The organism is Pseudomonas sp. ADAK21 (assembly GCF_012935735.1).
GTDB lineage: Bacteria > Pseudomonadota > Gammaproteobacteria > Pseudomonadales > Pseudomonadaceae > Aquipseudomonas > Aquipseudomonas proteolytica.
Window position 1 is genome coordinate 4,303,405 of record NZ_CP052857.1, and the last position, 25,110, is coordinate 4,328,514.

The 25,110-nt window shown below is 62.4% G+C and carries 15 protein-coding genes; 7 read left to right on the plus strand and 8 right to left on the minus strand.

Annotated elements, in window-relative coordinates; translation table 11 throughout:
• Positions 1-76: 76 nt before the first annotated feature.
• A complete protein-coding gene (locus tag HKK57_RS19610; protein ID WP_169390595.1) occupies positions 77-1,135 on the plus strand; it encodes a diguanylate cyclase in 1,059 nt (352 codons plus the stop codon).
• 186 nt (positions 1,136-1,321) lie between these two features.
• Here HKK57_RS19610 and HKK57_RS19615 read toward each other — a convergent pair whose 3' ends face one another.
• The 4 genes from HKK57_RS19615 to HKK57_RS19630 form a co-directional block, all read right to left on the minus strand.
• A complete protein-coding gene (locus HKK57_RS19615) occupies positions 1,322-1,705 on the minus strand; it encodes a hypothetical protein (protein WP_169390596.1) in 384 nt (127 codons plus the stop codon).
• 3 nt (positions 1,706-1,708) lie between these two features.
• Positions 1,709-6,433, minus strand: a complete 4,725-nt coding sequence (locus tag HKK57_RS19620) for an RHS repeat-associated core domain-containing protein (protein ID WP_169391217.1) — start codon at positions 6,431-6,433, stop codon at positions 1,709-1,711.
• Between the two features lie 337 nt (positions 6,434-6,770).
• On the minus strand, positions 6,771-9,845 hold the full coding sequence (locus tag HKK57_RS19625) for an efflux RND transporter permease subunit (RefSeq protein WP_169390597.1): 3,075 nt from the start codon (positions 9,843-9,845) through the stop codon (positions 6,771-6,773).
• Between the two features lie 2 nt (positions 9,846-9,847).
• Positions 9,848-10,921 (minus strand): efflux RND transporter periplasmic adaptor subunit, encoded by a 1,074-nt coding sequence (locus HKK57_RS19630; RefSeq protein WP_169391218.1) that lies wholly within the window; start codon positions 10,919-10,921, stop codon positions 9,848-9,850.
• A 348-nt stretch (positions 10,922-11,269) separates the two neighbouring features.
• Here HKK57_RS19630 and HKK57_RS19635 point away from each other — a divergent pair, with 348 nt between their 5' ends.
• Positions 11,270-13,210 (plus strand): TonB-dependent receptor domain-containing protein, encoded by a 1,941-nt coding sequence (locus HKK57_RS19635; protein ID WP_169390598.1) that lies wholly within the window; start codon positions 11,270-11,272, stop codon positions 13,208-13,210.
• Between the two features lie 231 nt (positions 13,211-13,441).
• Here HKK57_RS19635 and HKK57_RS19640 read toward each other — a convergent pair whose 3' ends face one another.
• Together HKK57_RS19640 and HKK57_RS19645 are read right to left on the minus strand one after the other, a co-directional pair.
• Positions 13,442-14,761 carry an ATP-binding protein gene (locus HKK57_RS19640; RefSeq protein ID WP_169391219.1) on the minus strand — a complete coding sequence of 440 codons (1,320 nt, stop codon included), beginning with the start codon at positions 14,759-14,761 and terminating at the stop codon, positions 13,442-13,444.
• Between the two features lie 29 nt (positions 14,762-14,790).
• Positions 14,791-15,528 carry a response regulator transcription factor gene (locus HKK57_RS19645; RefSeq protein WP_092238651.1) on the minus strand — a complete coding sequence of 246 codons (738 nt, stop codon included), beginning with the start codon at positions 15,526-15,528 and terminating at the stop codon, positions 14,791-14,793.
• 178 nt (positions 15,529-15,706) lie between these two features.
• Between HKK57_RS19645 and HKK57_RS19650 the strand changes: the two genes are divergently transcribed.
• From HKK57_RS19650 to HKK57_RS19660, 3 genes are all read left to right on the plus strand, one after another.
• Complete coding sequence (locus HKK57_RS19650) at positions 15,707-16,582, plus strand: pirin family protein (protein WP_169390599.1); 876 nt, start codon at positions 15,707-15,709, stop codon at positions 16,580-16,582.
• Positions 16,583-16,652: 70 nt separating this feature from the next.
• Positions 16,653-18,095, plus strand: coding sequence for a mechanosensitive ion channel domain-containing protein (locus HKK57_RS19655; protein WP_092238657.1), 1,443 nt, complete (start codon positions 16,653-16,655; stop codon positions 18,093-18,095).
• Positions 18,096-18,199: 104 nt separating this feature from the next.
• Positions 18,200-18,637 carry a carboxymuconolactone decarboxylase family protein gene (locus HKK57_RS19660; protein ID WP_169390600.1) on the plus strand — a complete coding sequence of 146 codons (438 nt, stop codon included), beginning with the start codon at positions 18,200-18,202 and terminating at the stop codon, positions 18,635-18,637.
• A 47-nt stretch (positions 18,638-18,684) separates the two neighbouring features.
• On the opposite strand, the gene HKK57_RS19665 is transcribed toward HKK57_RS19660, so the two are convergent.
• Entirely contained in the window at positions 18,685-20,847 is a 2,163-nt protein-coding gene (locus HKK57_RS19665) for a TonB-dependent siderophore receptor (RefSeq protein ID WP_169390601.1), read from the minus strand.
• 192 nt (positions 20,848-21,039) lie between these two features.
• Between HKK57_RS19665 and HKK57_RS19670 the strand changes: the two genes are divergently transcribed.
• Complete coding sequence (locus HKK57_RS19670; RefSeq protein ID WP_169390602.1) at positions 21,040-21,819, plus strand: acetoin reductase; 780 nt, start codon at positions 21,040-21,042, stop codon at positions 21,817-21,819.
• 128 nt (positions 21,820-21,947) lie between these two features.
• On the opposite strand, the gene HKK57_RS19675 is transcribed toward HKK57_RS19670, so the two are convergent.
• On the minus strand, positions 21,948-23,810 hold the full coding sequence (locus HKK57_RS19675; RefSeq protein ID WP_169390603.1) for a sigma-54-dependent Fis family transcriptional regulator: 1,863 nt from the start codon (positions 23,808-23,810) through the stop codon (positions 21,948-21,950).
• 309 nt (positions 23,811-24,119) lie between these two features.
• Between HKK57_RS19675 and HKK57_RS19680 the strand changes: the two genes are divergently transcribed.
• Entirely contained in the window at positions 24,120-25,097 is a 978-nt protein-coding gene (locus HKK57_RS19680) for a thiamine pyrophosphate-dependent dehydrogenase E1 component subunit alpha (RefSeq protein ID WP_169390604.1), read from the plus strand.
• Positions 25,098-25,110 lie beyond the last annotated feature (13 nt).

Consider the following 25,110-nt stretch of genomic DNA (forward strand, 5'->3'; position numbering starts at 1 on the left):
ATAAGCCTCTGAGCGGTAGTGGCTATTTGCCGTTGCCCTGATAGACTTCCAGCATTCATCCAGGATCAGCCAGATCATGCCAGCCGCAGGAGGAAACGGACTTCCGCTCGCCAAACGCCTGTACAAATCGCGGACCCTGGGGCTGACGCTCGGGTTCGTCTGTGTATTGGCCGGCATGTACCCACTGGACCCATCAGGCTGGGTCTGGGCCTGGATGCTGATCAACGCCTTCGCCTGGCCGCACCTGGCTTACCAACTCTCGCGCCGCGCCGAAAACTCCCTGCGTGCCGAACGTCGCCATCTCCTGGTGGACTCGTTCTGCGGTGGCTTCTGGGTCGGTGCCATGCACTTCAACCCGCTGCCCAGCGTCACCACGTTGTCGATGATGACCATGAACAACGTCGCCATCGGCGGGTTCCGCTTCATGCTGATGGGCTGGGTGGCCCAAGCGCTGGGGATCGGCGCGGCAGTGCTGTTATTCGCCCCGGCCTATATCGCCGTGACCACGCCTGCCCAACTCTACGCTTGCTTGCCGATCCTGATGCTCTATCCGCTGGCGCTGGGCTGGATCTGTTATCGCCAGGCCATCACCCTGGCCCGACATAAGCGCGAGCTGCTTGCTTTAAGCCGAACCGACAGCCTGTCCGGGCTGCTCAACCACGGCGCCTGGAAAGACCACCTGGAAATCGAATTCGCCCGCTGCCGAGGCGGCCAGCAAGGCGCTGCGATTGCACTGATCGATATCGACCATTTCAAGATCATCAACGACACCTACGGCCACGTCACCGGCGACATCGTGCTGCGCCAACTGAGCAAGATCCTGCGTCAGAACCTGCGCGCCACCGACCTGGCCGGGCGTTACGGCGGCGACGAATTCTGCGTGATCCTGCCGGACATGCCCCTGGGCCACGCCACCGAAGTGATGGACGCCCTGCGCGACCGCTTCAGCGCCCTGGGCTACGCCCAAGACCCGACACTGCGCGCCAGCCTGAGCATCGGCCTGGCGCCATACCAAGCCTCCCACGGCGATGCAACCAGCTGGCTGAACGACGCCGACCAGGCGTTGTACGAGGCCAAGAGCGGCGGGCGCAACCGGGTGCGGTCGGTGGAGGCGGGGTGGGTGCGGTCGCTCTGAAAGACCCTCACAGACGACTCGCGACCTGTAGGAGCCGGCTTGCCGGTGATGGCGATTTGATAATCACCATTGGGGTGGGATTGTTGAATTTTTATAGTCCCAGGCACTTATTGAAATTAGTCGCTCCTTCCGTATCAAAGCCTGCAGGTGATGATGGTTTTTCTAGTGTCTTGTACAAGGGTTTATTTATTTTAACGATTCTCCCCAACGCACGCGAAACTTAACTTGCTCCTCGATATCGTTAGTCAGGTCATGTTCATCGTAATCGAATATGCGCACCATCTCGGGGTCATGCTCACCTAGTTTCATTTCATAGGCCACGAGTCCACCAGACATGGAAGATGACATCGCAGATGGGAAAACATTGATTTTCGAACCTTTGCACAGGAATTTTATTTCGCTGAATTCCTTTCGTAATAAACCAAATGCGCGAAAAATATCCAGCCCGGAGTATGTTTTTTTTGTTTGGTCAGAAAAGGTTATAAAAAGCGCGCATGTATTTCGGTTATATTCAATTTTTGCTTTTTCAATGTTGCCTTTATTGAGTATGTTTATTTCTATATTTTTCATGCTCTACTTCCGGTAAGGGTTTATTAGGCTGTAATTCTCGGAGGTGCCATCTTCGTTTATTGGGGTTGCACCTAATATGTCCTTTCGATGGATGCGGCCGGGTATGGCTATTTCTTTTTCTCTTTTGTATTCGGATAGTATTCCTAGTTCTTTGTTTACGTCTCGACCGGGTATATTTTTCAAGGTGTACAAAAAACCATCTTCTAATCCGTAGCTTGTTGCAAATGCTATACCTACTTCCCTTGAGGTCGAGGTGGGTACAAAGTTGCTTGGTGGATTCGTATTGTCTAGCGAGTGTAGGAGCAGGTCAGTGCTTTTTCCTCTACTCTTAAATCCATGTTTGAAAATTTCAAGTGGGTGCCTGGTGTCTCCCCGGTAAAGATATTGCTTTTTTGTTGTGGGGGCTGGAAGGGAGGGAGCGCGCTCGTCGGCCTTTGTATTGGCGGACGGGTTTTGGCCTTCAGATCCGGGCTTACATTTGTCTTCGCCCGGACACGCATTCAACCCCAACGGATCCACCCACCCCGTAGGGTTAGGCACATACAAATACCCGTTCACCCCACCCGCCAACTTCACCGGGTCGGGGGTCAGGTAGCGTCCGTTATCCGGATTGTAGTAGCGATGCCGGTTGTAATGCAGCCCGCTTTCCCGGTCGTAATACTGCCCCTGAAAGCGCAGTGGGTTGTCGACCTCGCCTACATCCAGCCGGGTGATTTTCCCGTAGGCCTTGTAATGGGCAGACCAGACGATTTTGCCGTCTGCGTCGGTCAGTTCCTGCGGCGTGCCCAGGTGGTCGAGTTGGTAGTGGAAGACCTGTGTATTGGCCGGCCCGAAACCGTCGAGCAAGGCCAGTGGCCTGAAGCTGTCTGGCTCGTAGAGGTAGCTGCGGTGCTGGCCATGGGTGTGTTCTGCGATGACCTTGTCGCCTTGCCAGAAAAACTCGGTGGTCTTGCCCGCCACGGTTTTGCTGATGCGCCGGCCAAACGGGTCGTAGCGATAGCTGGCCTGGCTGCCGTCTGGTTGGGTGAGGCCGATCAGGCGGTGCTGGCAGTCGTAGCGGTATTCGGTAACCAGTTGCTGCGCGCGGCCGCGGCGTTCGCGTATGAGGTTTCCGAAGGCGTCGTAGTCGTAATGCCGGTCGCCTTGTAGCAAGAGGCGGTTGCCGACGACGATGCCGGGGCCTGGGCGGTCTTGCATCAGCAGGTTGCCCGCCGGGTCGTGGGCGAAGCGTTCTTGCACGTCTTGCGAGCGGTCGGCGCGGGTCAGGCGGTCGAGGGGGTCGTAGTGGTAGTCGTGCTGGCCCTTGCGGGTGTCGAGCAGGCGGGTGAGGTTGCCGGCTGGGTCGTAGGTGTAGCGGCGAAGGCCGTGGCGGTGTTCGTGTTGGGCCAGGCGGCCCTGGTCGTCGTAGTGGTAGTGGCTCAGTAGGTGGCCCTGCTGGCGCTGCTGCTCGCGGCCGGCCTTGAACAGGTGCGAGGTGAGTGTGCGGCCATTGAGCTCAACGGTGGCGAGGTGGCCGCCCTTGTCGTGGTTGAAGGCCAGGTGGTTGTTGTCGGGCAGGCGCAGGTGGTCGAGTTGGCCGCAGTTGTCGTAGCCGTAACGCAAGGTGCCCCAGCCCTGGTGTTCGGCGGTCAGGCGATTCTGGCTGTCGTATTCGTAGTGCAGCGGCCAGTGGCCGTCGTCGACGCTTAGGAGATTGCCGAGGCGGTCGTAGGTGTAATCCACCGTGCTGCCATCGGGCAGCGTTTTTCGGGTGAGGCGGCCGGCGTTATCGCGCTGGTAGGCGGTAATCAGCTGACGGTCATCGTCGCCGAACTCGGTTTTTTCCTGCAGGTGGCCGTTGAGGTCGTAGACGTAGGCGGTGCGTTTGCCGTCGAAGCCGGTTTCCTGCTGGATCAGGCCGTTGGGGTGGTACGCCAGTTGATAGCGTTCGCCTGACTCGTTTTCGATTTCGGTCAGCAGCAGGCGGGTGTTGTCGTAGCGATAGCGCAGCGCCGTGCCATCGGGGTTGATCCGGCGACTGATCAGGTGCAGTCCGTCGGCATATTCATACCGGGTCACACGCCCCAGTTCATCGCGCTCGGCGGTGACTTTTCCGTAGGGGTTGTAGCTCAATTCGCGGGTGGCGCCGCCCGGCAATACCACCTTGACCAGTCGGCCTACCGCGTCCCAGTGATAGTGGGTCAGCGCGCCGTGTTCATCTTCACGGGCAATTTGCCGGCCCAAAGCGTCGTAGCGATAACGCCGCACGCCGCCATTGGGCAGTTGTTCTGCAACCAACTGCCCAAGGTCATTCCAGGTCAGGCGCTGACAGCTGTGGTCCGGATACCAGACAGCCAGCAGCTGCCCGCGCTTGTCATAGCTGTACTCGGTAACATTGCCGTCCGGATCAGTCTGGCGGGTGATATCGCCCTGATCATTACGCTGGTACTTCCAGACCGCCGCACCCCGGCGCATGACCCGTACGAAGCCATGCTCATACTCGTAGGCGGTAGGCTCGTCATCCCCCGGAAACAGCGCCACCAAGCGCCCAGCCTCGTCGTACTGATAGGCCGTAATCGCGCCTAGGGGATCCTGCTCAACCGTCAGCCGGCCCTGTGCGTCGTAAGACTTGAAATGCTCGCCGCCGTCCGGGTCAACCCGCTGCACCAGCCGTGCGCGCGGGTCATGCACATACACTTCCTGGCTGCCATCGGCGTTGAGCAGGGTGACGCGGCCGTCGTCATCCCAGGCATAGCGCGTATCCATCTGCGCAAAACTGGCCCAATGCCGCACACAGCGCGCCGCCTTGCCAGACCGTTCCCACGCCCAGAAGAAACTCGCCCCACCGGCCAACTGCCGCTCAGTGATCACCGCAAGGCTGTCGTACTGATAGCGCTCGCTTTCGCCTACAGCATTGGTCGCCTCAACCAGTCGCCACTGTTCGTCGTAGCGGTAGGAAACGACGTTCTGCTCAGTCACCCAGGCGTCATCCGCTTCGCTTTCCACGCGAAACACCTGGTAGTCCACCGCCACAATGTGCCCGCGCTCGTAGCGCAACAGCAGCGCCCGCCCGGCATCGTTATCCAGGCGCAGAATCCGCCCCAACCCATCGCGGGAAATGCGCAGGCGGTTGTCATACCCATCGCTGATCGCCGTCAGCACACCGCCCTGGAAGTGGTAGAACGTTGCCCCTTGAGCCAGCACCAACTCATCCGACGCTGCCCCCAGATAAATCGCTGCTTCAGCCAGGCTATTGCTGATGGCCGGTCGGGCAGCCGTGGGCAGGGGAAAGGTGGTGCTGCGGTTCTCGTGGTCAGTCCACACCACCGACTCGCCGGTTACCTCCAGCCGCTGCGCCAGGGAATGGCTCCAGCCAAAGCCCAACCCGCTATCTACCTCCACGGCACTGGTGCGATACAGCCGCGTCCAGGCAAACGGCAGCACGCCCTGCAACTCGCCATCGGTCAGGGTCAGCAGTTCTTCGCCAGTGACCATGGACACCGGGCAGCCATGGGTCGCGGTTTTATCGGCGCTGGCGCTGGCCGCGCCGTTGGGGTTTTTCGCGGAGGAGGGCGCGTCGTCCACCGCCTCATGTTTGATCAAGGCCGTCTTGGGCGCGGATTTTTCCCGCACCAGTGGCACGGGATTGGCGACTTCAATCGCGCCGGCCTTGAGTGGCACGCTGGGCACCGTTTTGATCTGTGTTGCGGGGCTGCCTAGCAATAACGGCTTGAGCGCCTCGGCATGGGGCCCCAACCCGGTTTGTGCAAACGGTCGGGCCAGTTGCTCCAGCCACTGGCGGACGCGTCCCGACTTGACCTTGCCCAGCACCTGCGCGCCCAGGCGCACTGTCACGCCCATGCCGGCAGTGACCCACACCAGCAACAGGTTGATCAGCACTTCGGCGCTGATTTGCCCCAGCAGTTCGTTCAAGTACGGCGGCGGCAGCATGCGCAGCCAACTGACCATCGCCGACAAGTAGATGAACAGCAGCGGCTCGTCGCTGAGCACCAGCAGGCCATTGGCGATGGCCTCCTGGCTCAGTTCCAGCAGGGCATCCAGTTCGGCCTGGGTGAGGTATTGCAGGAGTTTCTCGCTGTTGGGCCTGAGGTCCGCCAGCCATTCATACAATTGCTCGATGTTGTCCCAGAGCTCATGCAGTGCGTCGCCAAATCCACGGGCATAGGCGTGGTCCAGCAGGCGGTAGCGCTGCACAAAGTTGGCTTCGGAGTAGTCCTGCCACAGGGGCTCAAATGTGCTGGTCCAGTCGTTGCGCAACTGGCTTTCCAGCGGTGCAATGAGCGACTGATAAGACGCATACAACGCCTTGACGTGGTCCGCGCAAACATTGGGGTAGAAGGTGATCCGATACGACTGGTCGCGGGTACAGTCGGTGACTTCGAGAATGCCGCTGGGGCCGATGGTTTTGTAAATGGGTTCGCCCAGCGGGCCACCGTCCTTGGGGACAGCTTGCAGCATCACCGGGGTGTTGCCGATGGGCACAAAGCGTGTGCTTTGGAACAGGTGCACCAGGGTCAACGAGCCACTGGCCTTGCACATCGCGACCGTGCTGCTGGGGGCTTTGGACGAAATGGGCGCCACCAGCGCCACCTCATCGCCCACCTTGAAGACCTGCTCGACCTCCAGCGCCGAGAAGCTCCAGAAACTCTCGGCCCACTGTTCATAGGTACTGAGGCATTGCCGGAAGTCGCTGAGGACCGCTTCGACGTCCCGTGTTTTGAAGTCCATGGCCGCCAGGACCATAAAGCCAATGGCGGCATTCAAGAGGTGGCCCCCAGGACCGGGGCATCAATTGGAAAGTACATCGGCGGTCCCTTGCGCTGTGTGATCAGGCGAGGGACTTTGCAGAGGTTTTCAGCGGGTATAAGTAGAGTTTATCTGGCCGCAGGGTGGGATATTTCGGTGGATGGCGTTGGCCAAGCGTTGACCTCGTTGTAGGAGTGGGCTTGTGTGGGAGCGGGCTTGCTCGCGAAAGCGGTGGAACAGTCAATAAATTCGGCGACTGACACTACGCTTTCGCGAGCAAGCCCGCTCCCACATAAGCTCACACACACACACATTGGATTTATGGGGTTTGGGGGATTGCTGCCTGCTGCTTGTCCCGGCCCAGCACCAAGCTGCACAACGCCGGCAAGAACAGCAGCGTCAACACCGTCCCCACCAAAACCCCACCAATCAGCACATAGGCCAGCGACGACCAGAATACTGACAAGGTCAGTGGAATAAACGCCAACGCCGCGGCCAGTGCGGTCAATATCACCGGCCGTGCGCGGCGTACGGTGGCTTCGACAATCGCGTCGCTGGTCGCCATGCCGTGTTCCTGGTTCTGGCGGATCTGATCGGTGAAGATCAGCGTGTTACGCATCAGGATCCCGCCAATCCCGATCAGCCCCAGGATCGCATTGAAGCCGAACGGCTGGTTGAACAGCAGCAGGGTCGGCACCGCGCCGATCAAGCCCAGCGGCGCGGTGGCGAAGACCATGAACATCACGCCGAACGAGCGCACCTGGAACATGATCACCGTCAGGGTCAGCAGGATCATGATGGGGAATAGCGCCGCGAGGGCCACGTTGGCCTTGGCGCTTTCTTCGACGGGGCCGCCGATGTCCAGGTGATAGCCGGTCGGCAATCGTGCGATCAGCGGTTGCAGGTCTTTGTAGACGGCCATTTCCACATCGGGCGGCTGCACGCCGTCGACGATATCGGCGCGTACTTCGACGGTGCTCGCGCGGTTGCGGCGCTTGAGGATCGGTTCTTCCATCACCGCTTGAAAATGCCCTACCTGAGCCAGGGGCACCGATACCCCGGCGCTGTTGGTCAGGGTCATATTGGCGAGGTTGCCGAGGTCCTCGCGCTGGCTGCCCTGGGCACGGGCTACCACCGATACCGTACGGTTGCCTTCGCGCACTTCGGTGATGGGGTTGCCGCTGAGCAGGGCATTGAGTTGGGATTTCACCTCGTCGGGGGTGAAGCCCAGCAGGCGCAGGCGATCCTGGTCCAGCACCAGGCGATAACCGCTGCTGCGCTCGCCCCAATCGAGGAACGCATCCTTGGTCAGGCGGTTGGCGGCGACCACCTGGCGCACTTCCTCAGACAGGCTGCGCAGCACATTCACGTCCGGGCCAGACACGCGAAACACCACCGGGAAGGGCACCGGCGGGCCGAACAGCAATTGCGTCACCCGTACCCGCGCTGCGGGGAATTCACCGTCGGCGATACGTTCGCGCATGCGCAGTTTCAAGGCGTCCCGGGCATGGGCATCGGCGGTTTGCACGATCAGTTTGGCGAACGCCGGGTCGGGCAATTCGGGGTTGAGCGACAGGAAAAAGCGTGGCGCGCCGCCGCCCACGTAGGTGTCGACCATGCGGGTCTGCGGTTCCTGCAGCAGGGCCTTTTCCAGTTGCGCCGCCACCGCCTCGGTGCTTTTGAAGGCACTGCCCGGCGGCATATACACCTCCAGGATCAGTTCGGAGCGGTCGGAGTTAGGGAAGAACTGCTTCTTCACCACGGCCATGCCCAAGCCGCACAGCACAAACGCCGACACGACCAGGCCGGTCACCAGCCAGCGTCGGCGCACGCAGGTTTGCACCAGGTGGCGCAGTTTCTGGTACCAGCGGCCGGCATAGATTGCGTCGTGGCCGCCGGGCACCGGCTGGATGTGCGGCAGCAGCTTGACCCCCAGGTACGGGGTAAATACCACTGCCACCAACCAGGAGGCGATCAGGGCAAAGCCAACGATCCAGAAAATATTGCCGGCATACTCGCCCGCACCCGAACGGGCAAAACCCACCGGCAGAAAGCCGATGATCGTCACCAGGGTGCCGGTCAGCATGGGGGCGGCGGTGGAACTCCAGGCAAAGGTGGCGGCGTGGATGCGGTCGAAACCTTCTTCGAGCTTCACCACCATCATTTCAATGGCGATGATCGCGTCGTCCACCAAAAGCCCCAGGGAAATAATCAGCGCGCCGAGGGTGATGCGGTCAAATTCGCGGCCGGTCAGCAGCATGATCACAAACACGATGGACAGGGTCAGCGGCACCGCGGCCGCCACCACCAAACCGACGCGAAAGCCCAGGGCCAACAGGCTGATGAGCATCACCACCGCCAGGGCGACGAAGAATTTGAGCATGAATTCATTGACTGCCAGGCTGATGTTTTTCGCCTGGTCGGAGACTTTCGCGAAGTTGACGCCCAGGGGCAGGTCTGCCTGGATCCTGGCTTCCTCGGCCTTGAGGCTCTTGTCCAGGTCCAGGCCGTTCCAGTGTTTTTCCATGATGATGCCGAGCATCAACGCGGGGTCGCCCTGATGGCGGATGCGGTAGCTGGGCGGGTCTTCATAGCCACGGCTGACGGTGGCGACGTCGGCGATGCGCAGCACTTTGCCGTCCACCGGCAGCGGCACGTTTTCGATCAGCGCCAGGCTGTCGAAGGCGCCGTCGATACGGATATAGGCGCGGGCACCGGCGGTTTCGACAAACCCCGACGGGGCCACGGCGTTTTGCGCAGCGAGGGCGGCGAAGATCTGTTCGGGTTTGATCCCCAGGGTGGCCAGGCGCTCGTAGGAGAACTCGACAAACACCCGCTGCGCTTGTTCGCCGAGGATATTGACCTTCTTCACCCCCGGTAGCCTGAGGAAGTCCTGGCGCATGGCTTCGGCCATCTGCACCTGTTGGCGATGGGGCAGGTGTTCGGCTTCCAGGGCGTACAGGGCGAAGTACACATCGGAATATTCATCGTTGAAGAAGGGCCCGATCACGCCCTTGGGCAGCCTGGCCGCTTCGTCGCTGAGTTTTTTGCGGGTCTGGTAGAACAGGTCCTGAATTTCATTGGGGCGCGTGGACTCGAGAAAGGTCATGCGCATCGACACAAACCCCGGTTGGGCGATGGTTTCCACACGATCGTAGTAGTCCAGTTCCTGCAGGCGCTTTTCCAGGCGGTCGGCCACTTGCTCCTGCATCTCCTGGGCCGTGGCGCCGGGCCAGGCGGCGGTGATGGTCATGACCTTGACCGTGAACAACGGGTCTTCGGCGCGCCCCAGTTTGCCAAAGGAAAAAATCCCGGCGGCGAGTATCGCGAGAATCAGGAACAGCGTGACGGCGCGGTGTTTGACCGCCAGTGCGGAGAGGTTCAGGCCATGCATGCTCAAGGTTCCTGCCGGCGATTGAGGGTCAGTGCCTGGGCGGGCAACAGGCGCACGCTGTCACCCTGATGCAGCAGATGTGCGCCGAGGGCGACGATCAGTTGGCCGGGGCTGACGCCACCAGAAAGCAAGGCTTCTTCCTGGCCCAGGCTGGTCACGGTGACCGGGGCGAAGCTGACCTTGTCATCTGCTCCAATCAGCCACACCCCGGTGCCGCTGCCGGCATCCTGCAGGGCGCCGATCGGCACGCGGGTCTGTGGCGGCTGGCCGTTGCCTTGCAGGCGCAAGGTGATGGTGGAGCCGAGGGCGAAACGCTCACCCGCACCGTGCAACACATAGCGCGCGCGATAGGTGCGGGTGACGGGATCGGCACTGGCGGACAGTTCACGCAAGGTCGCGTTGACGGCTTGGTCCGGCGCACCGAAGGGCAAGGCCAGGGCTTTTTGCGAGGCGCGGTCGCGCTGGTTTTCCGGCAGGTTGATGACCGCTTCCCGCGCTCCGTCGTGGGCCAGGCGGGCGACGATCTGCCCTTCGGCCACCACCTGCCCGCGCTCTACCCGCACATCGGTGATCACTCCGTCGCCATCGGCCCTGAGCACCGAGTAGGTACGACGGTTTTCGATCTGGCTGGCATCCGACTGGGCGGCGGCAAGCTCTGCTTCGGCGACCCGCAGGTTAGTCGCGGACTGGTCGAAAATCTGCCGTGACACCGCGCCGGTACTGGCCAGGCGCTGGTAGCGGTTTGCGTCATCGCGGCGCTGGCGTAACTGGGCCTGGGCGGCGTTGACGCGGTTTTTTGCCGAACGCAGCGCCAGTTCGAAGTCGCCGATATCCAGCACCAACAAGGTATCGCCCCGGGACACATGCTGGCCGGGATCGACCTTGCGTTCGATCACCTTGCCGCTGACCCGGAAGCCCAGGTCACTTTCAGTACGGGCCGCCACCACGCCGGTATAGGCGTTCTGCTGGCTGGCGGCGGCTTCGACCTTGGCCGCCAGCACCGGGCGCGGCGGGGCAGCGTTGGCGCTGGGGTCGGCCTGGCTATTGCAGCCGCTGAGCAGGAGCAACAGCACCAGGGGCGGGAAAAGCTGTGAAGGGGAGGGCGTGGGCTCATTTCAGGCTCCTGGCGGCGCTGGGTCGGTGAAATTACAATCGTAATATTTTGCCGAATATTACGACCGAAATATAATTTAAGCCAGCCCTTGTTCAGGTTTTGTAGGCGTCGGCTCGCCGGTGATGGTCGTTCAGGATGAGGTCAGATACCTGGCGCTCTGGGGTGTTCTTGCTGGCGTCATCGCTGGCAAGCCAGCTCCTACAAAAGCAAGCGGCCAGGGACGAGGGTGGAGTTGTCACACTTTGTCCAAGTTATTGGGGTGTAGATGATTACGATTCTCTTTTGAGAATAATCCTGAAGGTCTACGCCCATGCTTCCTGCTTTTCGTCTTGCGCCGCTGGCCCTGCTGGTGGCCGGCAGTCTCAACGCTCACGCCAACGAGCCTGCGTCACTGGAACTCAATGAAGTGGTGGTCACCGCTTCCGGCTTTGAACAGAACGTCGAAGACGCACCCGCTTCGGTCACCGTGATCGACGGCGAGGCCTTGCGCCGCAAGTCGTACCGCGACCTGGGTGATGCCGTGCGGGATGTGGAGGGCGTTACGGTCAATGGCGGGGCCAATGAAACCGACATCTCGATCCGTGGCATGCCCGCCGACTACACGCTGATCATGGTGGATGGCAAACGCCAGAGCGCCCGTGAATCGCGGGTCAATGGCAACAGTGGTTATGAGCAGAGTTTTGTACCGCCAGCCGCCGCCATCGAGCGCATTGAAGTGGTGCGCGGGCCAATGTCGTCGCTGTACGGTTCCGACGCCATCGGCGGCGTGATCAACGTGATCACGCGCAAGGTCTCGCCACAATGGGGCGGTTCGATTGGCTATGACTACTCGGCCCGCCAGCACAGCGACCAGGGCAATGCGCGCCAGACCCAGTTCTACCTCAGCGGCCCGCTCAAGGAAGACCTGCTCGGCCTGCAGGTGTGGGGCCGTTACCTCGATCGCCAGGCCGATGACGATATCGAGCAGACCAATGGCTTCAGCAAGGCGGATCACCGCGATCTCACCGCACGGCTGGCCTTCACCCCAAGCATCGACCACGACATCCTCCTCGAAGCCGGGGCCACGCGCCTGAAAAACGGTGATGGGATCAGCGCCAACTGGGCCACCCGCGAGCAGGAGAACAACCGCGATCACTGGTCGCTGTCGCACCAGGGTCGCTGGGGCTGGGCCACCTCGGACATCGCCTTTTCCCAGGAAACCTCCACCCGTGAAGGCCGTGCCACGCCAGCCCAAACCGATATTTTCGGGCGCAAGCCCGAGGTCAAGAACAGCGTGTTCGACGCCAAGTTGGTAGTACCCACCACCCATAACGTCAGCACCGTGGGCATGCAGTGGAACGAAAGCCAGCTGACCGACTGGAACCAGGGCCTGGGCGATCGCGTGGATTACGAGTTCTCGGTGGTGCAAAAAGCCCTGTTCGCCGAGAACGAATGGTCGGTCACCGACAGCTTCGCCCTGACCACCGGCCTGCGCCTGGATCATCACGAAGAGTACGGTGCCCACCTCAGCCCACGGCTCTACGGAGTGTGGCGCGCCACCGAGCAGTGGACGTTCAAGGGGGGGATCGCCCGTGGCTTCAAGGCCCCGGAGATCCGTGCAGTCGTGGCGGACTACGCCTACCTGCGGCGCAACCGCTTTGTGATGTTCGGCAACCCCGACCTCAAGCCAGAGACCAGCACCAACTATGAAGTCTCGGCGCTGTGGAGCAACCGTGATGATCTGTCGGCGGGCGTGACCCTGTTCTACAACGACTTCCAGGACAAGCTGTCCACCGTGACCACCGACCAGCGCTGGAATGGCTACACCATCATGGAGCGGGTCAACGTCGACAAGGCAATCATCCAGGGCGTGGAGCTCAACGGCCAATGGGATATCAACCCCAGCGTGCTGCTCAAGGCCAACTACACCTACACCGATTCCGAACAGAAAACCGGCGCCAACGCTGGCGCGCCCCTGGCCCTGACCCCCAAGCAAAAGGCCAATGTGCGCACCGAATGGAGCATCAACGACCGCGCCCAGGCCTGGGCGTCGCTGAGCTACTACGGCGAGGAAACCGGCAACACCCTCACCAGCGAAAAACCGGCGCCGGGCTACACCACGGCCGACCTGGGCGGCTCGTTCGATGTGACCGACTCGCTTGTATTGAATGCCTCACTCAACAACCTGGCCAACAAGCGCCTGGATGACGAGACCTACGGCACGGTGAACTACGGCCGCACCTTGTGGATGGGCGCAACGCTCAACTTCTAGGTCAGTTGCAGACGGCCTTTGTGATGGCTAGAGGGCCAGTTTTGGTGAGGGGCTTGTTGTGGCTATGGGACTTGCTGTGGCGAGGGGGCTTGTCCCGCTGGGCTGCGTAGCAGCCCCAATAAGCCTCACCCCGGTTTATCTGATAGACCGAGATAGCAGGTTTTGGGGCTGCTACGCAGCCCAGCGGGGGACAAGCCCCCTCGCCACAGCAAGCCCTACAGCCACATCAATCTAAGCCGCCTGGGGCAGGCGCACCACCGCGCACAGCCCGGCCGGTGGGCGGTTTTCCAGGAGCAGTTCGCCGCCATGGGCCTGGATGCACGAGCGTGCAATCGCCAGGCCCAACCCCAGGCCACCGTCGCTGGCACCCAACTGCACAAACGGCTCGAAGACCTTGTTCAGCCAGTCCTGGGGCAGGCCGCTGCCATGATCGAGAATCTCCACGCACAGCACACCGCTGTCCTCGCGCTTGAGGCTGATACAGGCATCGCCACCGTGTTTGACGGCGTTGTCGATCAGGTTGGTCAGGGCGCGCTTGAGGGCCAGCGGGCGGCAATCGAGCAGCAGCGGTGGGGCGCCTTGCCAGGTGACCGGTTGCTGCATGCGCCGGTAGCGTTTGGCCAAGTCATCCAGCAAAGCGCTCAGCGAGGTGCGGCGGGTGGCTTCCTGCACGGCATCGTCGCGCACGAAGTTCAGGGTTTCGCGCACCATGGCGCTCAGTTCGCCGAGGCTGTCGAGCATGTCGTCGCGTTCAGGACCAGGTTCCAGCAACTCCACCTGCAAGCGCAGTTCGGTGATCGGGGTGTTGAGGTCGTGACTGACCGCCGCCAACATCCGCGTGCGCCCTTCGACATGCCGCGCCAGGTTGGCCTGCATGGTGTTGAAGGCGGTGGTCAGGTCGCGGGCTTCCTGGGGGCCGCTCAAGGGCAGCGGCGCGATCCATTCGCCCCGGCTGACCCGTTCGGTGGCCTGGGCCAGGGTCTTGACCGGGCGCACCACCCGCGCGATGAAAAACATCACGATCAGCAGCACTGGCACCGTGGTCACCGGCAGGCTGTAGGCCAGGACGCGGCCCCATTCATACGCCCCCGCGGGATGCTGCAGCGCGTTCAGGTACTGGCCGTCCGGCAGGGCGATGCTGCTGCGCAAACGCAACGGCGCCCAACCAGCGGGGCTGAACACATGGGTGCGGGCATTGGCGCCGCTGACCCGCTCCAACTGCATGCCGATGCTCACGTCTGGCGGCAGTTGCAGTTGCTGGCGCAATTCGTTGGCCAGGCGGCGCTCTTCGGGGCGCAGTTCAAACGGCTCGACCTCGGCGGTGGGGGCGACCCAGAAACGGGCGCCTTCGTTGCTCATGGCGGCCATCAGGTGCGCGGGTTCCTCGCCGCGCAGGTCGACGGCCGCGTGGTGCGCGATCACCAGGCGTTCCAGGCTGAAACTGCGCGATAGCGGGTGGATCAGGCTGCCGGTGCGTTGCAGGAACAGCATGGCGATGGCGTTGGAGGCCAGCAGCGCCAACAGCAGCAACAGGCTCAATTGCTGCACCAGCGTGCGCGGCCATAGGCGGCGCAAACGGTTCAAGAGACGCACGGGGTCACATCAGCCGCCAGCAGGTAGCCGCCACCCCAGATGGTGCGCAACAGGTCCACGGCTTCGGTGTCGTGGGCCAGCTTGCGGCGCAGGCGGCTGACCTGGCGGTCGATGGCGCGGTCGCTGACATCGCTGTCGGCGGCGGCGGTCAGGTCGATCAGGCGCTCGCGGGGCAACAGGGTATTGGGGTGGTTGAGGAACACTTGCAGCAACCGACTTTCGGCGGTGCTCAGTTGGACGGGGGGGCAGCCTTCGCGGGTCAGCACTGCGCTGATGGTGCTGAAATGCCAGCCGGCGAAGCCATAGGTGCGGCTGGTCGGTGCCAGGGGGGCATGGGTGCGGCCCTGGCGGCGCAGCACGCTGTTGAGGCGTGCCACCAGTTCCCGGGGTTCGAAGGGCTTGGTGATGTAGTCATCGGCACCCAGGTCCAGGCCCCGGATGCGGTCGGCGGCGGCATCGCGGGCGGTCAACAGGATCACCGGGGTGTTGCTGCGCCGATGCAATTGGTTGCACAACTCGAAACCGTCGCCATCGGGCAGCAGCACATCCAGCACGATCACGTCGAAGGCCTGGGTCTTGAGCAATTGCCACATGCCCGCTGCATCTTCAGCGGTGCGCACTTCGAAGCTGTGGCGACGCAAATAGATGGCCAGCGGCTCGCGGATCTTGCGGTGGTCGTCCACCACCAGGACGCGCGGCGCTGCCGGCGCAGGAGCAAATGGCATGGTGGCCCTCGGGGAGTTGAACGGGAGAGCGGGGATATTACTACGAGTCATTATCATTCACTCGCTTTATGCGCCACCGCTCCAGAGTCGTCCCATGTATGGAACGATGAGAGCCAAATCCGCCGTCTACCGCCTTATTGGTATTGGATTTAAGGTGTATGCACATTGGAGGACCATCATGAAAAACATCATCGGTATCTACACCAGCCCACGTGGCCATTGGGTTGGCGACGGTTTCCCGGTTCGCACGCTGTTTTCCTACGACACCATGGGCAAGCACATCAGCCCGTTCCTGCTGCTGGACCACGCCGGCCCGGCCGATTTCACCCCCACCACCCAGCGACGTGGTGTGGGCCAGCATCCCCATCGCGGCTTTGAAACCGTGACGATCGTTTACGAAGGTGAAGTCGAGCACCGCGATTCAACCGGTGCAGGCGGCACCATCGGCCCCGGCGACGTGCAGTGGATGACGGCAGCCAAGGGCATCCTGCATGAGGAGTTCCATTCCGAAGCCTTCGCCAAACGAGGTGGGGCCCTGGAAATGGTGCAACTGTGGGTCAACCTGCCGGCCAAGGACAAAATGAGCGACGCCGGCTACCAGACCATCCTCGACGGCGATATCCCCGCGTTGCCCCTGGCCAAAGGCGCCGGCAGCCTGCGCCTGATCGCCGGCGAGTTCGACGGCCACACAGGCCCGGCGCGCACCTTTACGCCCATTGATGTGTGGGATCTGCGCCTCAATGGCGGCAAGGCCGTGACCTTTGACCTGCACGCCGGGCGCAATACCGCGCTGGTGGTGCTCAAAGGCACCGTGCAAGTCAACGGCGGTGAACTGGCACGCGAAGGGCAACTGGTGCTGTTCGAGCGTGATGGCGAGCAGATCAGCCTGGAGTCCAATGCTGACGCCATGGTGCTGTTGCTCAGTGGTGAACCGATCGACGAGCCCATCGTCGGTCACGGCCCGTTCGTGATGAACACCGAGCAAGAGATCCACCAGGCCTTTGCCGACTTCCAGTCCGGCCAATTCGGCCAACTGCACGGCGCCGCCAGCTGATTGGCGGCGCCCTATACCCGCCAACTGCATTTCGTGCGATCTTCAGGGCATTCGCCCTGGAGTCGCCTGGATGCTGTCTTTTATCTCCGATCACCCGATGCTGTGCGCCCTGGCGCTGATCATTATCGATATCTTCGTCTGGCGTCTGTTTTCGGCCAGCCCCGGCAACTGGAAACTGATCGCACGCCTGGGGATTTTCGCCGTGTTCAGCGCCGTGCTGTTCAACGACGGCATGAACCCCATGCAACTGGCACCCTATGCCGACAACACCCCGCTGCACCTGGCCGCCACGGCATTGCAGATCGGCTGGTGGTTGTTCGCCGCGCGCACCCTGACGGTCTTGCTCGGGGCCTTGATGATGCAACGGGTCGGCCATACCGGGCGGTTGCTGCAAGACCTGATGGGCGCGGTGATCTTCCTGATCGCGATCATCGCGGCCATGGCCTACGTGCTCGACCTGCCAGTCAAGGGCGTGCTGGCGACGTCCGGCGCGGTGGCGATCATCGTCGGCCTGGCCTTGCAAAGCACCTTGAGCGACGTGTTCTCCGGGATCGTGCTCAACACCACCAAGCCCTACCAGCTGGATGACTGGATCTCCATCGACGGTACCGAAGGCCGGGTAACGGATATCGACTGGCGCGCCACGCGCCTGCAAACCTCCCAGGGCAGCATGGCAGTGATCCCCAATTCGTTGGCGGCCAAGGCCAAGATCATCAACTTCTCGCGCCCGGCCGATATGTTCGGCCTGGCGGTGAGCCTGCAAGTCAGCCCCCATGCGCGCCCACAAACAGTGCTCGAAGCCTTGGAACGTGCCATGCAGGGCTGCCGGCAATTGCTGGCCAAGCCGGCGCCAAGCGTGGCGTTCAAGACCTCCACGGGCGGCGGTGTGGAATATGAAATCAGCGGCTTTGTGCCCGCCATGGGCCTCAAGCGCGAAGTGCGCAATCAGCTTTATGACCTGGCCTACCGGCATTTGCAGGCGGCTGGCGTCAGCCTGCTGTCGAGCGCCGAAAGCCCCACCTCGCCGACCACCTCGCCGGCGCGGGCGCTGCTGGAAAGCTCCAACATCTTCTCGACCCTGCGCCAGGAAGAGAAGGAAACGTTCAGCCAGAACATGACCCTGCACACCTTCCGCGCTGGCGAGATGATCCTGCCGACGGGGGAGGTCAGCGATCATCTGTTTATCATCGAGTCCGGGGTGGTTTCGGTGATGCTGGCCAAGGCCGGGCACACGTTCGAAGGTGGGCGCATGGGGCCGGGAGAAGTGATTGGCGAAGCCGGGATCCTGGGTGAGCAAGGCGTGCCGGCGGACTTTGTGGCGAAGACCTATTGCACCCTCTACCGCATCGAAAAGGAATACCTCAAACCGTGCCTGGACGCGCGCCACGATATCAGCGAAGCCATGCAAAACCTCCTGGATTTCCGCCTGCACGCCGCCCAGCACCTGACCCAGGATGCGCCAATCGTGCCGGTGAAAAAGGGCTTCCTGCATTGGCTGCGCAGCCGGGCCTGACTCGCCTGGCATTGGCTACCTGTTCTTCGCCCGCATTGGCTATTTGTGCAGGGCAGTGGGGTGATTAAGCTGGGCACCAATCCCCTCTGCCCTGGAGTTACAACATGTCTGCCCGTATCGATTTCTACATCGCTTCCCCTGACGCAATGAAAGCCATGCTTGCCCTGGAAGCGGCCGTCGGCAAATTGTCCATCGAACTGCCCCTGCTGGAACTGGTGCGCCTGCGCGTGTCCCAGATCAACGGCTGCGCCTTCTGCCTGGACATGCACACTGCCGATGCACGCAAGGGCGGCGAGAGCGAACGCCGCCTGTGCACCCTCTCGGCCTGGCGTGAAACACCGTTCTTCACCCCACGGGAACGTGCCGCCCTGGCCTGGGCCGAAAGCCTGACACTGATCAGCCAGACCCACGCCTCGGACGAAGATTACGCGTTGCTCAATGAACAATTCAGCCCGGCCGAACAGGTTGACCTGAGCGTGGCCATCGCCACCATCAACAGCTGGAACCGGCTGGCAGTGGGCTTTCGCAAGATGCCCAAGTAACGCCCTATCGCGGGGCTCGCCACGACAGCCCGTTACTTGGGGCGGGGTCAGAAGTTGACGGAGGCGCTCAAGCGCGCCGTCAATGGCGCGCCCTGGAACAGATAGTCATCGCCCATGTATTCGCCCGCGTCACGCCAGTAGCGCTTGTCGAACAGGTTGTCGACGCTCAGGCGCAACACCGTTTCATAGCCGTCGACCTTGGTGGTGTAGCGGCTGCCAATGTTGACCAGCACATAATCCCCCACCTCTACATTGCCGGTACGGCTGGCGTTTTTGCTGGCGCTGTATTGCACGCCGCCGAGTACCGCCAGGCCGTTGACCCAAGGCAGGGCGTAGTCGGCGTATACGCTGGCGCGCAACTTGGGCACGTTGATCGTCTGGTGACCTTCATACTGCGGCGTGCCGCTGCCGTTCACCCGTGCGCGAATCGCTGCCACGCTGGTGGCGATCTGCAGACGCTCGGTGGCCCAGCCATTGGCCGACAGCTCCAGGCCGGTGTTTTTCTGCTGGCCCTGCTGCACGTAGGTGAAATCACCGGCGCTATCAGGTTTGGCGTACTGGTAGGCCTGGCGTGTCTGGAACACGGCGGCGGCGAAGCTGATGCGGCGCCAGTCGTATTTCACCCCGGCTTCGATCTGCCGGGAGACGGTCGGCGCGAGGATTTCCCCATCATTGCTCGCGTACCACGGTGCCTCGCCGCCCAGCGACAAGCCTTTGCTGTAGCTGGTGTACAGCGACAGATTGGCCATCGGCTTGTAGATCAGCGCAGCGTTGGGCAGGAATTCGTACTGCTGGGTGTGACGCTCTTGCACGCCATTTTGATCGAAAGACTTTTCATCCAGGCGCACTTCACGGCCACCGAGCACGGTTTGCCATTGCTCGTTGAAACTGATGCGGTCGGTGACGAACAGCCCGTATTGGCGGCTGTCGAGGCGCCGGTGACTGTCGTTCAGGGGCTTGTCGGTGGGCAGGAAGGTTTCCGGGTCCTGATCGATATTGCCGCTGCCGATGTACTCGTTGACTGACTTGCGCTTGTCGATCACCCGGCGGAACGCGCTGGTGCCGAAGGTCAGTTCATGGCCTATCCCCGCAGTGTCGAACAGCCCGGTCATTGCCGCCTGGATTTCATCATTGCGTCGGGTGTCGTCGGGGCTGCGATAGTCAGCAATATCGTAGTTGCCTTCCGGGCTGAAGTAGTTCGGCACTTTGACGCCGGCGCAACTCGGGGAGCCGTAGCAACCCCACGCAAACGAACTGTAGTCATCAATCACCACCTTGCTGCGGGCCGCGCTGACGCTACCTTTCCACTGGTCGCTGAAGCGGTACTCGAACTTGCCGTTAAGGTTCAGCGAGTCGATGCCCACCTGTTTGGAGCCGCTCTGATGGCCGAGCAGTTTTTTCGGCGAGGCGTCATGGGGCACTTCGGTGCCGCCAAGCAGTTGGTAGCCGGGCACCGAGCGCTGCTGCTTGTCCTGGTATTCGGCATCCAGTTGCAGCACGGCGTCGGGGCTGATGTTCCAGTCGAAGGCCAGGGACACAAAATCCCGCTGGCCATTGGCGTGTTCGACATAAGAGTTGAGGTCTTCATGGGCGACGTTGGCGCGCAAGCCAAATTGCTGCTCGCTGCCAAACCAGCCGCCGACATCGGTAGCGATGTAGCCGCTGCCGCGATCATCGGTGGACACCGTGACCGAACGCACGTCTTCCGGGCGCTTGGTCACGTAGTTGATCACGCCGCTGGGTTCGGCAATCCCGCTTTGCAGGCCCGCCAGGCCTTTGAGCAATTCCACCCGCTGCTTGTTTTCCAGGGCGACGTTCTGCTCGCCGGTGACGGTGCGGCCGTTGATCTTGTAGCTGCTGGCGGCATTCAGGGAAAAACCCCGGACCACGAAGTTTTCGTAGTAGCCGATCGGCGCGTAGCTTTCGCCCACCGAGGCGTCGTTGCGCAGCACTTCACTGAGCAGGCGTGCCTGCTGGTCCTTGATCAACGCGGCATTGATCACGGTGATCGAGGCCGGGGTGTCGAGCAGCGGCGCTTCATCGAAGCCGCCGACCGACGCGCTTTGTGCGCGATAACCGGACTCATCCTGGCCCTGAATGTTCAGCGCTGGCAGTTCAAGCTCAGCCGCCAGGCTGTTGCCGATACCGCCGCTGAGCAGCAGGCCGAGGGCCAAATGTGAAGTGACTTCGGGGCGAAAACGCAAAACCATGGGGGCAAGGCCTTAAAGCGCGGGGCGGGGGCGCATAAGCTAGGCATAACTGCGCGCCTTTACAAGTACTGGCCGTGGCGCGTCGGCTTGAGACGTTGCGTCTCAAGCCCCACGCCAGTTCATCCGAGCCTCGACAGCGCGACCCCGCACCTGCGATAGACAAGGCTTCGCTTATCGTTGCAGGAGATCGTCATGGGTATCGCTGGAAAAGTTGCACTGGTGACCGGCGCCGGGCAGGGCATTGGCCGGGCCATCGCCCTGCGCCTGGCGCGGGACGGGGCGGATATCGCCCTGGTCGACATCAATAGCGCCAAGCTCGAAGCCGTGGCAGCCGAGGTCGTGGCACTTGGACGCAAAGCCTCGGTGTTTACCGCCGACGTGTCCAAGCGTGATCAGGTCGTCGCGGCGGTCGACCATGCGCACCAGACCCTCGGTGGCTTCGACATCATCGTCAACAACGCTGGAGTGGCGCAGATCGATTCGCTGCTGGATGTGACCCCGGAACAGGTCGAACGCACCCTGGGCATCAACGTGCAGGGCGTGTTGTGGGGCATCCAGGCCGCCGGCAATAAGTTCAAGGCGCTCAAACAGAAGGGCAAGATCATCAATGCCTGCTCGATCGCCGGGCATGAAGGCTTTGCACTGCTGGGCGTGTACTCGGCGACCAAGTTTGCCGTGCGCGCCCTGACCCAGGCGGCGGCCAAGGAACTGGCCAGCGCCGGGGTGACGGTCAATGCCTATTGCCCGGGTGTGGTGGGCACCGATATGTGGGTCGAGATCGACAAGCGCATGGCCGAGATTACCGGTGCGCCAGTGGGAGAAACGTACAAGAAGTACGTGGATGGCATCGCGCTGGGCCGTGCAGAAACGCCGGAGGACGTGGCAGGCCTGGTGGCATACCTGGCCGGCCCGGATTCGGACTACATGACCGGCCAGGCACCGTTGATCGACGGCGGCCTTGTATACCGCTAAACCCAAGCCCGACCCGGTAAAAATGTGGGAGCGGGCTTGCCCGCGATAGCGGCGGGTCAGTCAAAGATGCATTTACTGTCACTCCGCCATCGCGGGCAAGCCCGCTCCCACATTTGGATTGCAGGGTTTCAGGGGTGTTTACCTGGCATATCGATGCCCAGTTGCTTGACCCGGCGGTACAGGGTCGCGCGGGAAATCCCCAGCGCCTGCGCCGCCGGCAACGGCTTCCAGCGATGGCGCACCAGCGCATCCAGCAGCACCTGCCGCTCTGGGCTCGCACTGTGCTCGACCTCGGCCTCCACCCGCTCGCCGCGCACTTCGACCGGCAAATCCGCCAGTTGGATCGTCCCGCCTTCGCACACCGCACAGGCATACGCCAGCACATGGTGCAGTTGCCGCACGTTGCCAGGCCATGCAAAGCCCAGCAGCGCTTCAAGCGCCGCCTGGCCGATTCCCACCGTGATCCCGCTGTTGCGTGCTTCCTGCTCCAACAACCGGTTGATCAAGCCCAGTTTGTCGGTGCGCTCGCGCAGCGGCGGCAGGGTGACGCGGGCGCAGCCCAGGCGAAAGTACAGGTCTTCACGAAAACGCCCGTCATTGACCAGGGCCGCGAGGTCGCGGTGGCTGGCGCAGATCACCTGGATATCCACCGCGCGGGTTTTCGCCGCGCCCAGCGGGGCTACTTCACCTTCGGCCATCACCCGCAGCAAGCGCGTCTGCAGGGCCAGGGGCATATCGCCGATTTCATCAAGGAACAACGTGCCGCCATGGGCCTGTTGCAACAGCCCGGTCATGCCCTTGCTGGAGGCCCCGGTAAAGGCTCCGGCGACGTAGCCGAACAGCTCGCTTTCAATCAGGTTTTCCGGGATCGCCGCACAGTTCACCGCCACGAATGGCCCGTCGCGGCGCGCACTGCGGGCGTGCAGTTGGCGGGCGAAGACTTCCTTGCCGGCGCCGGTTTCGCCTTGCACCAGCACCGGCAGGTTGCGGTCCTTGACCCGCACGGCCAGGCGCAGGTGTTCTTCCACCCGTGGGTCGACCTGGGCATGGGGCAGCGCCCGCGCAGGTTGGCGCCGCGGGGTGTTGACGCGCACATGCAGCACGCCAGTTTCTCCCAGCCACTGCAGTTGCTGGACCGATTGATCGGTCACCGCGCGCAACGCATCGAGGTCGAACACCTCGCCGATATGCACCGGCACCTGGCCAAAACGCCGGCGCAAGGCCTGGCGTGCCTTGCTGTTCAAGGCTTGCAGGCGACCGTCCTGGTCCCAGGCCAGCAGCAGGTCGGGTTGGCTGTCCACATAACCCGGTGTGCTGTGGGCCTGGAGCACCCAGTGGCGGGCGGCGCTGTGCATGAAGAAGGCGTTTTCGATGGCCTGGGCGCTCTGCGCCACCATCTGGCGCACCAGGTGCTGGCTGCGTCGGTCATCCGGCGATTGCAGCGCCGAAGCGTCCATTACCCCCAGCAGGTTGCCCTGGGGGTCGAAGATCGGCGCGGCGGAGCAGGTCAGGTTGATAAAGGCGGCGCGGAAGTGATCGCGCTTGTGCACCGTCACCGCCGCTTGGCTGGTCAACACCGTGGCCACGCCGCAGGTGCCTTCTTCGGCTTCCGACCAGCAAGTGCCCAGGTACAGGCCGGCCTTGCGGCAGTCGCTGCGGATCGCGGCATCTACCCGGTGGTCGATGGTCTGGCCCTGGGCGTCGGTGAGCATCACGCAGTAGTCGGCATGGCGCACGCGGTGGTGCAGTTGGCTGACTTGCTCGCTGGCAATGCGCATGAACAGCTCGGCGCGCTCGCGGCATTCCTTGAGCAACGGTTCGGTGAGGATCCGTGGGCCCTGCAGCGAGCCGGGGTCCAGGTGGTGTTGCTCCATGGAACGGCGCCATGAATCGAAAATCAGCGACGGCACTGGCGCCTGGGGCAGGCGCTCGGCATTGCGGACCACGCGACTGACACAGTCGACATGCTCCCTGGAGTTCGCGGCGAGCATAAGGCCTCCGGTTCTCGATCTTTGTTGTTATGCCCGCCATTAAGCGCCCAGGGGCGCAAGGGGACAAGGGCGGCCTGACCAACTGCCCGCCGTGAGACGCAACGTCTCATCCTGCCTGAGACGCAGCCTGCACGCTGCTATGCGTCGTCTCATTGTGCGGTGGCATGCCGCAGCGGCACAACCGCACGGCACTGCTCTGGATCAAGGCTTTGCCAGGTTTTGCCGCGCCTTGGCACAGGCTGTGCTGAACAGGTTGCAGCTGGCCGCAGCCAGCCTTTTGTGTGTCGAGACAACCTGGAGAACAACAAGATGTCCACTCACCTGTCCACTGATCAACTGCTGCATGCCTATACCGTGATGCGCACCATCCGTGATTTTGAAGAACGCCTGCACGTGGAATTCGCCACCGGCGAGATCCCCGGCTTCGTGCACCTGTATGCCGGCCAGGAGGCTTGCGCCGCCGGGGTCATGGCCCATCTCAACGATGAAGATTGCATCGCCTCCAACCACCGTGGCCACGGCCACTGCATCGCCAAGGGCGTGGATGTGTTCGGCATGATGGCCGAGATCTACGGCAAGAAAACCGGGGTCTGTGGCGGCAAGGGCGGCTCCATGCACATCGCCGACCAGGAGAAGGGCATGCTCGGCGCCAACGGCATTGTCGGTGCCGGCGCACCGTTGGCGGCCGGCGCGGCGTTGGCGTCCAAGCTCAAGGGCAGCCAGGGCGTGGCCGTGGCGTTTTTTGGCGACGGCGGTTCCAACGAGGGCGCGGTATTCGAGGCGATGAACCTGGCCGCGATCATGAAGTTGCCGTGCCTGTTTGTCGCCGAGAACAACGGCTACGCGGAAGCGACCGGCTCCGGCTGGTCGGTGGCGTGCAAGGACATTGCCGAGCGCGCCGCGGGTTTTGGCATGCCGGGGGTGATCGTCGATGGCAATGACTTCTTTGCCGTCCACGCAGCGTTGGGCGTGGCGGTGCAGCGGGCGCGCCAGGGCGAGGGGCCGACCCTGGTCGAGGTCAAGCTGCACCGCTTCTACGGCCACTTTGAAGGCGACGCGCAAACCTATCGCGGCCGCGATGAAGTGAAAAACCTGCGCGAAACCCAGGACTGCCTGGCGCTGTTTCGCCAGCGCTGCAGCGCCGAAGGCTGGCTGGACGCGGCGCAGTTCGAGCGTATCGACGGGGAAGTCGCGCAGTTGATCGACGACGCCGTGCGCCTGGCCAAGTCCGATCCCAAGCCCCAGGCCGCCGACCTGCTCAGCGATGTCTACGTCGCCTACCGCTAATAACAACAAGACC

Excerpts from the sequence above, each read along its gene's own strand:
- HKK57_RS19615 (WP_169390596.1), bottom strand. The coding sequence starts at position 1,705 with ATGAAAAATATAGAAATAAACATACTCAATAAAGGCAACATTGAAAAA.
- HKK57_RS19665 (WP_169390601.1), bottom strand. The coding sequence starts at position 20,847 with ATGGTTTTGCGTTTTCGCCCCGAAGTCACTTCACATTTGGCCCTCGGC.
- HKK57_RS19680 (WP_169390604.1), top strand. The coding sequence starts at position 24,120 with ATGTCCACTCACCTGTCCACTGATCAACTGCTGCATGCCTATACCGTG.
- HKK57_RS19650 (WP_169390599.1), top strand. The coding sequence starts at position 15,707 with ATGAAAAACATCATCGGTATCTACACCAGCCCACGTGGCCATTGGGTT.
- HKK57_RS19655 (WP_092238657.1), top strand. The coding sequence starts at position 16,653 with ATGCTGTCTTTTATCTCCGATCACCCGATGCTGTGCGCCCTGGCGCTG.
- HKK57_RS19645 (WP_092238651.1), bottom strand. The coding sequence starts at position 15,528 with ATGCCATTTGCTCCTGCGCCGGCAGCGCCGCGCGTCCTGGTGGTGGAC.
- HKK57_RS19670 (WP_169390602.1), top strand. The coding sequence starts at position 21,040 with ATGGGTATCGCTGGAAAAGTTGCACTGGTGACCGGCGCCGGGCAGGGC.
- HKK57_RS19610 (WP_169390595.1), top strand. The coding sequence starts at position 77 with ATGCCAGCCGCAGGAGGAAACGGACTTCCGCTCGCCAAACGCCTGTAC.
- HKK57_RS19635 (WP_169390598.1), top strand. The coding sequence starts at position 11,270 with ATGCTTCCTGCTTTTCGTCTTGCGCCGCTGGCCCTGCTGGTGGCCGGC.
- HKK57_RS19660 (WP_169390600.1), top strand. The coding sequence starts at position 18,200 with ATGTCTGCCCGTATCGATTTCTACATCGCTTCCCCTGACGCAATGAAA.
- HKK57_RS19675 (WP_169390603.1), bottom strand. The coding sequence starts at position 23,810 with ATGCTCGCCGCGAACTCCAGGGAGCATGTCGACTGTGTCAGTCGCGTG.
- HKK57_RS19625 (WP_169390597.1), bottom strand. The coding sequence starts at position 9,845 with ATGCATGGCCTGAACCTCTCCGCACTGGCGGTCAAACACCGCGCCGTC.
- HKK57_RS19620 (WP_169391217.1), bottom strand. The coding sequence starts at position 6,433 with ATGGACTTCAAAACACGGGACGTCGAAGCGGTCCTCAGCGACTTCCGG.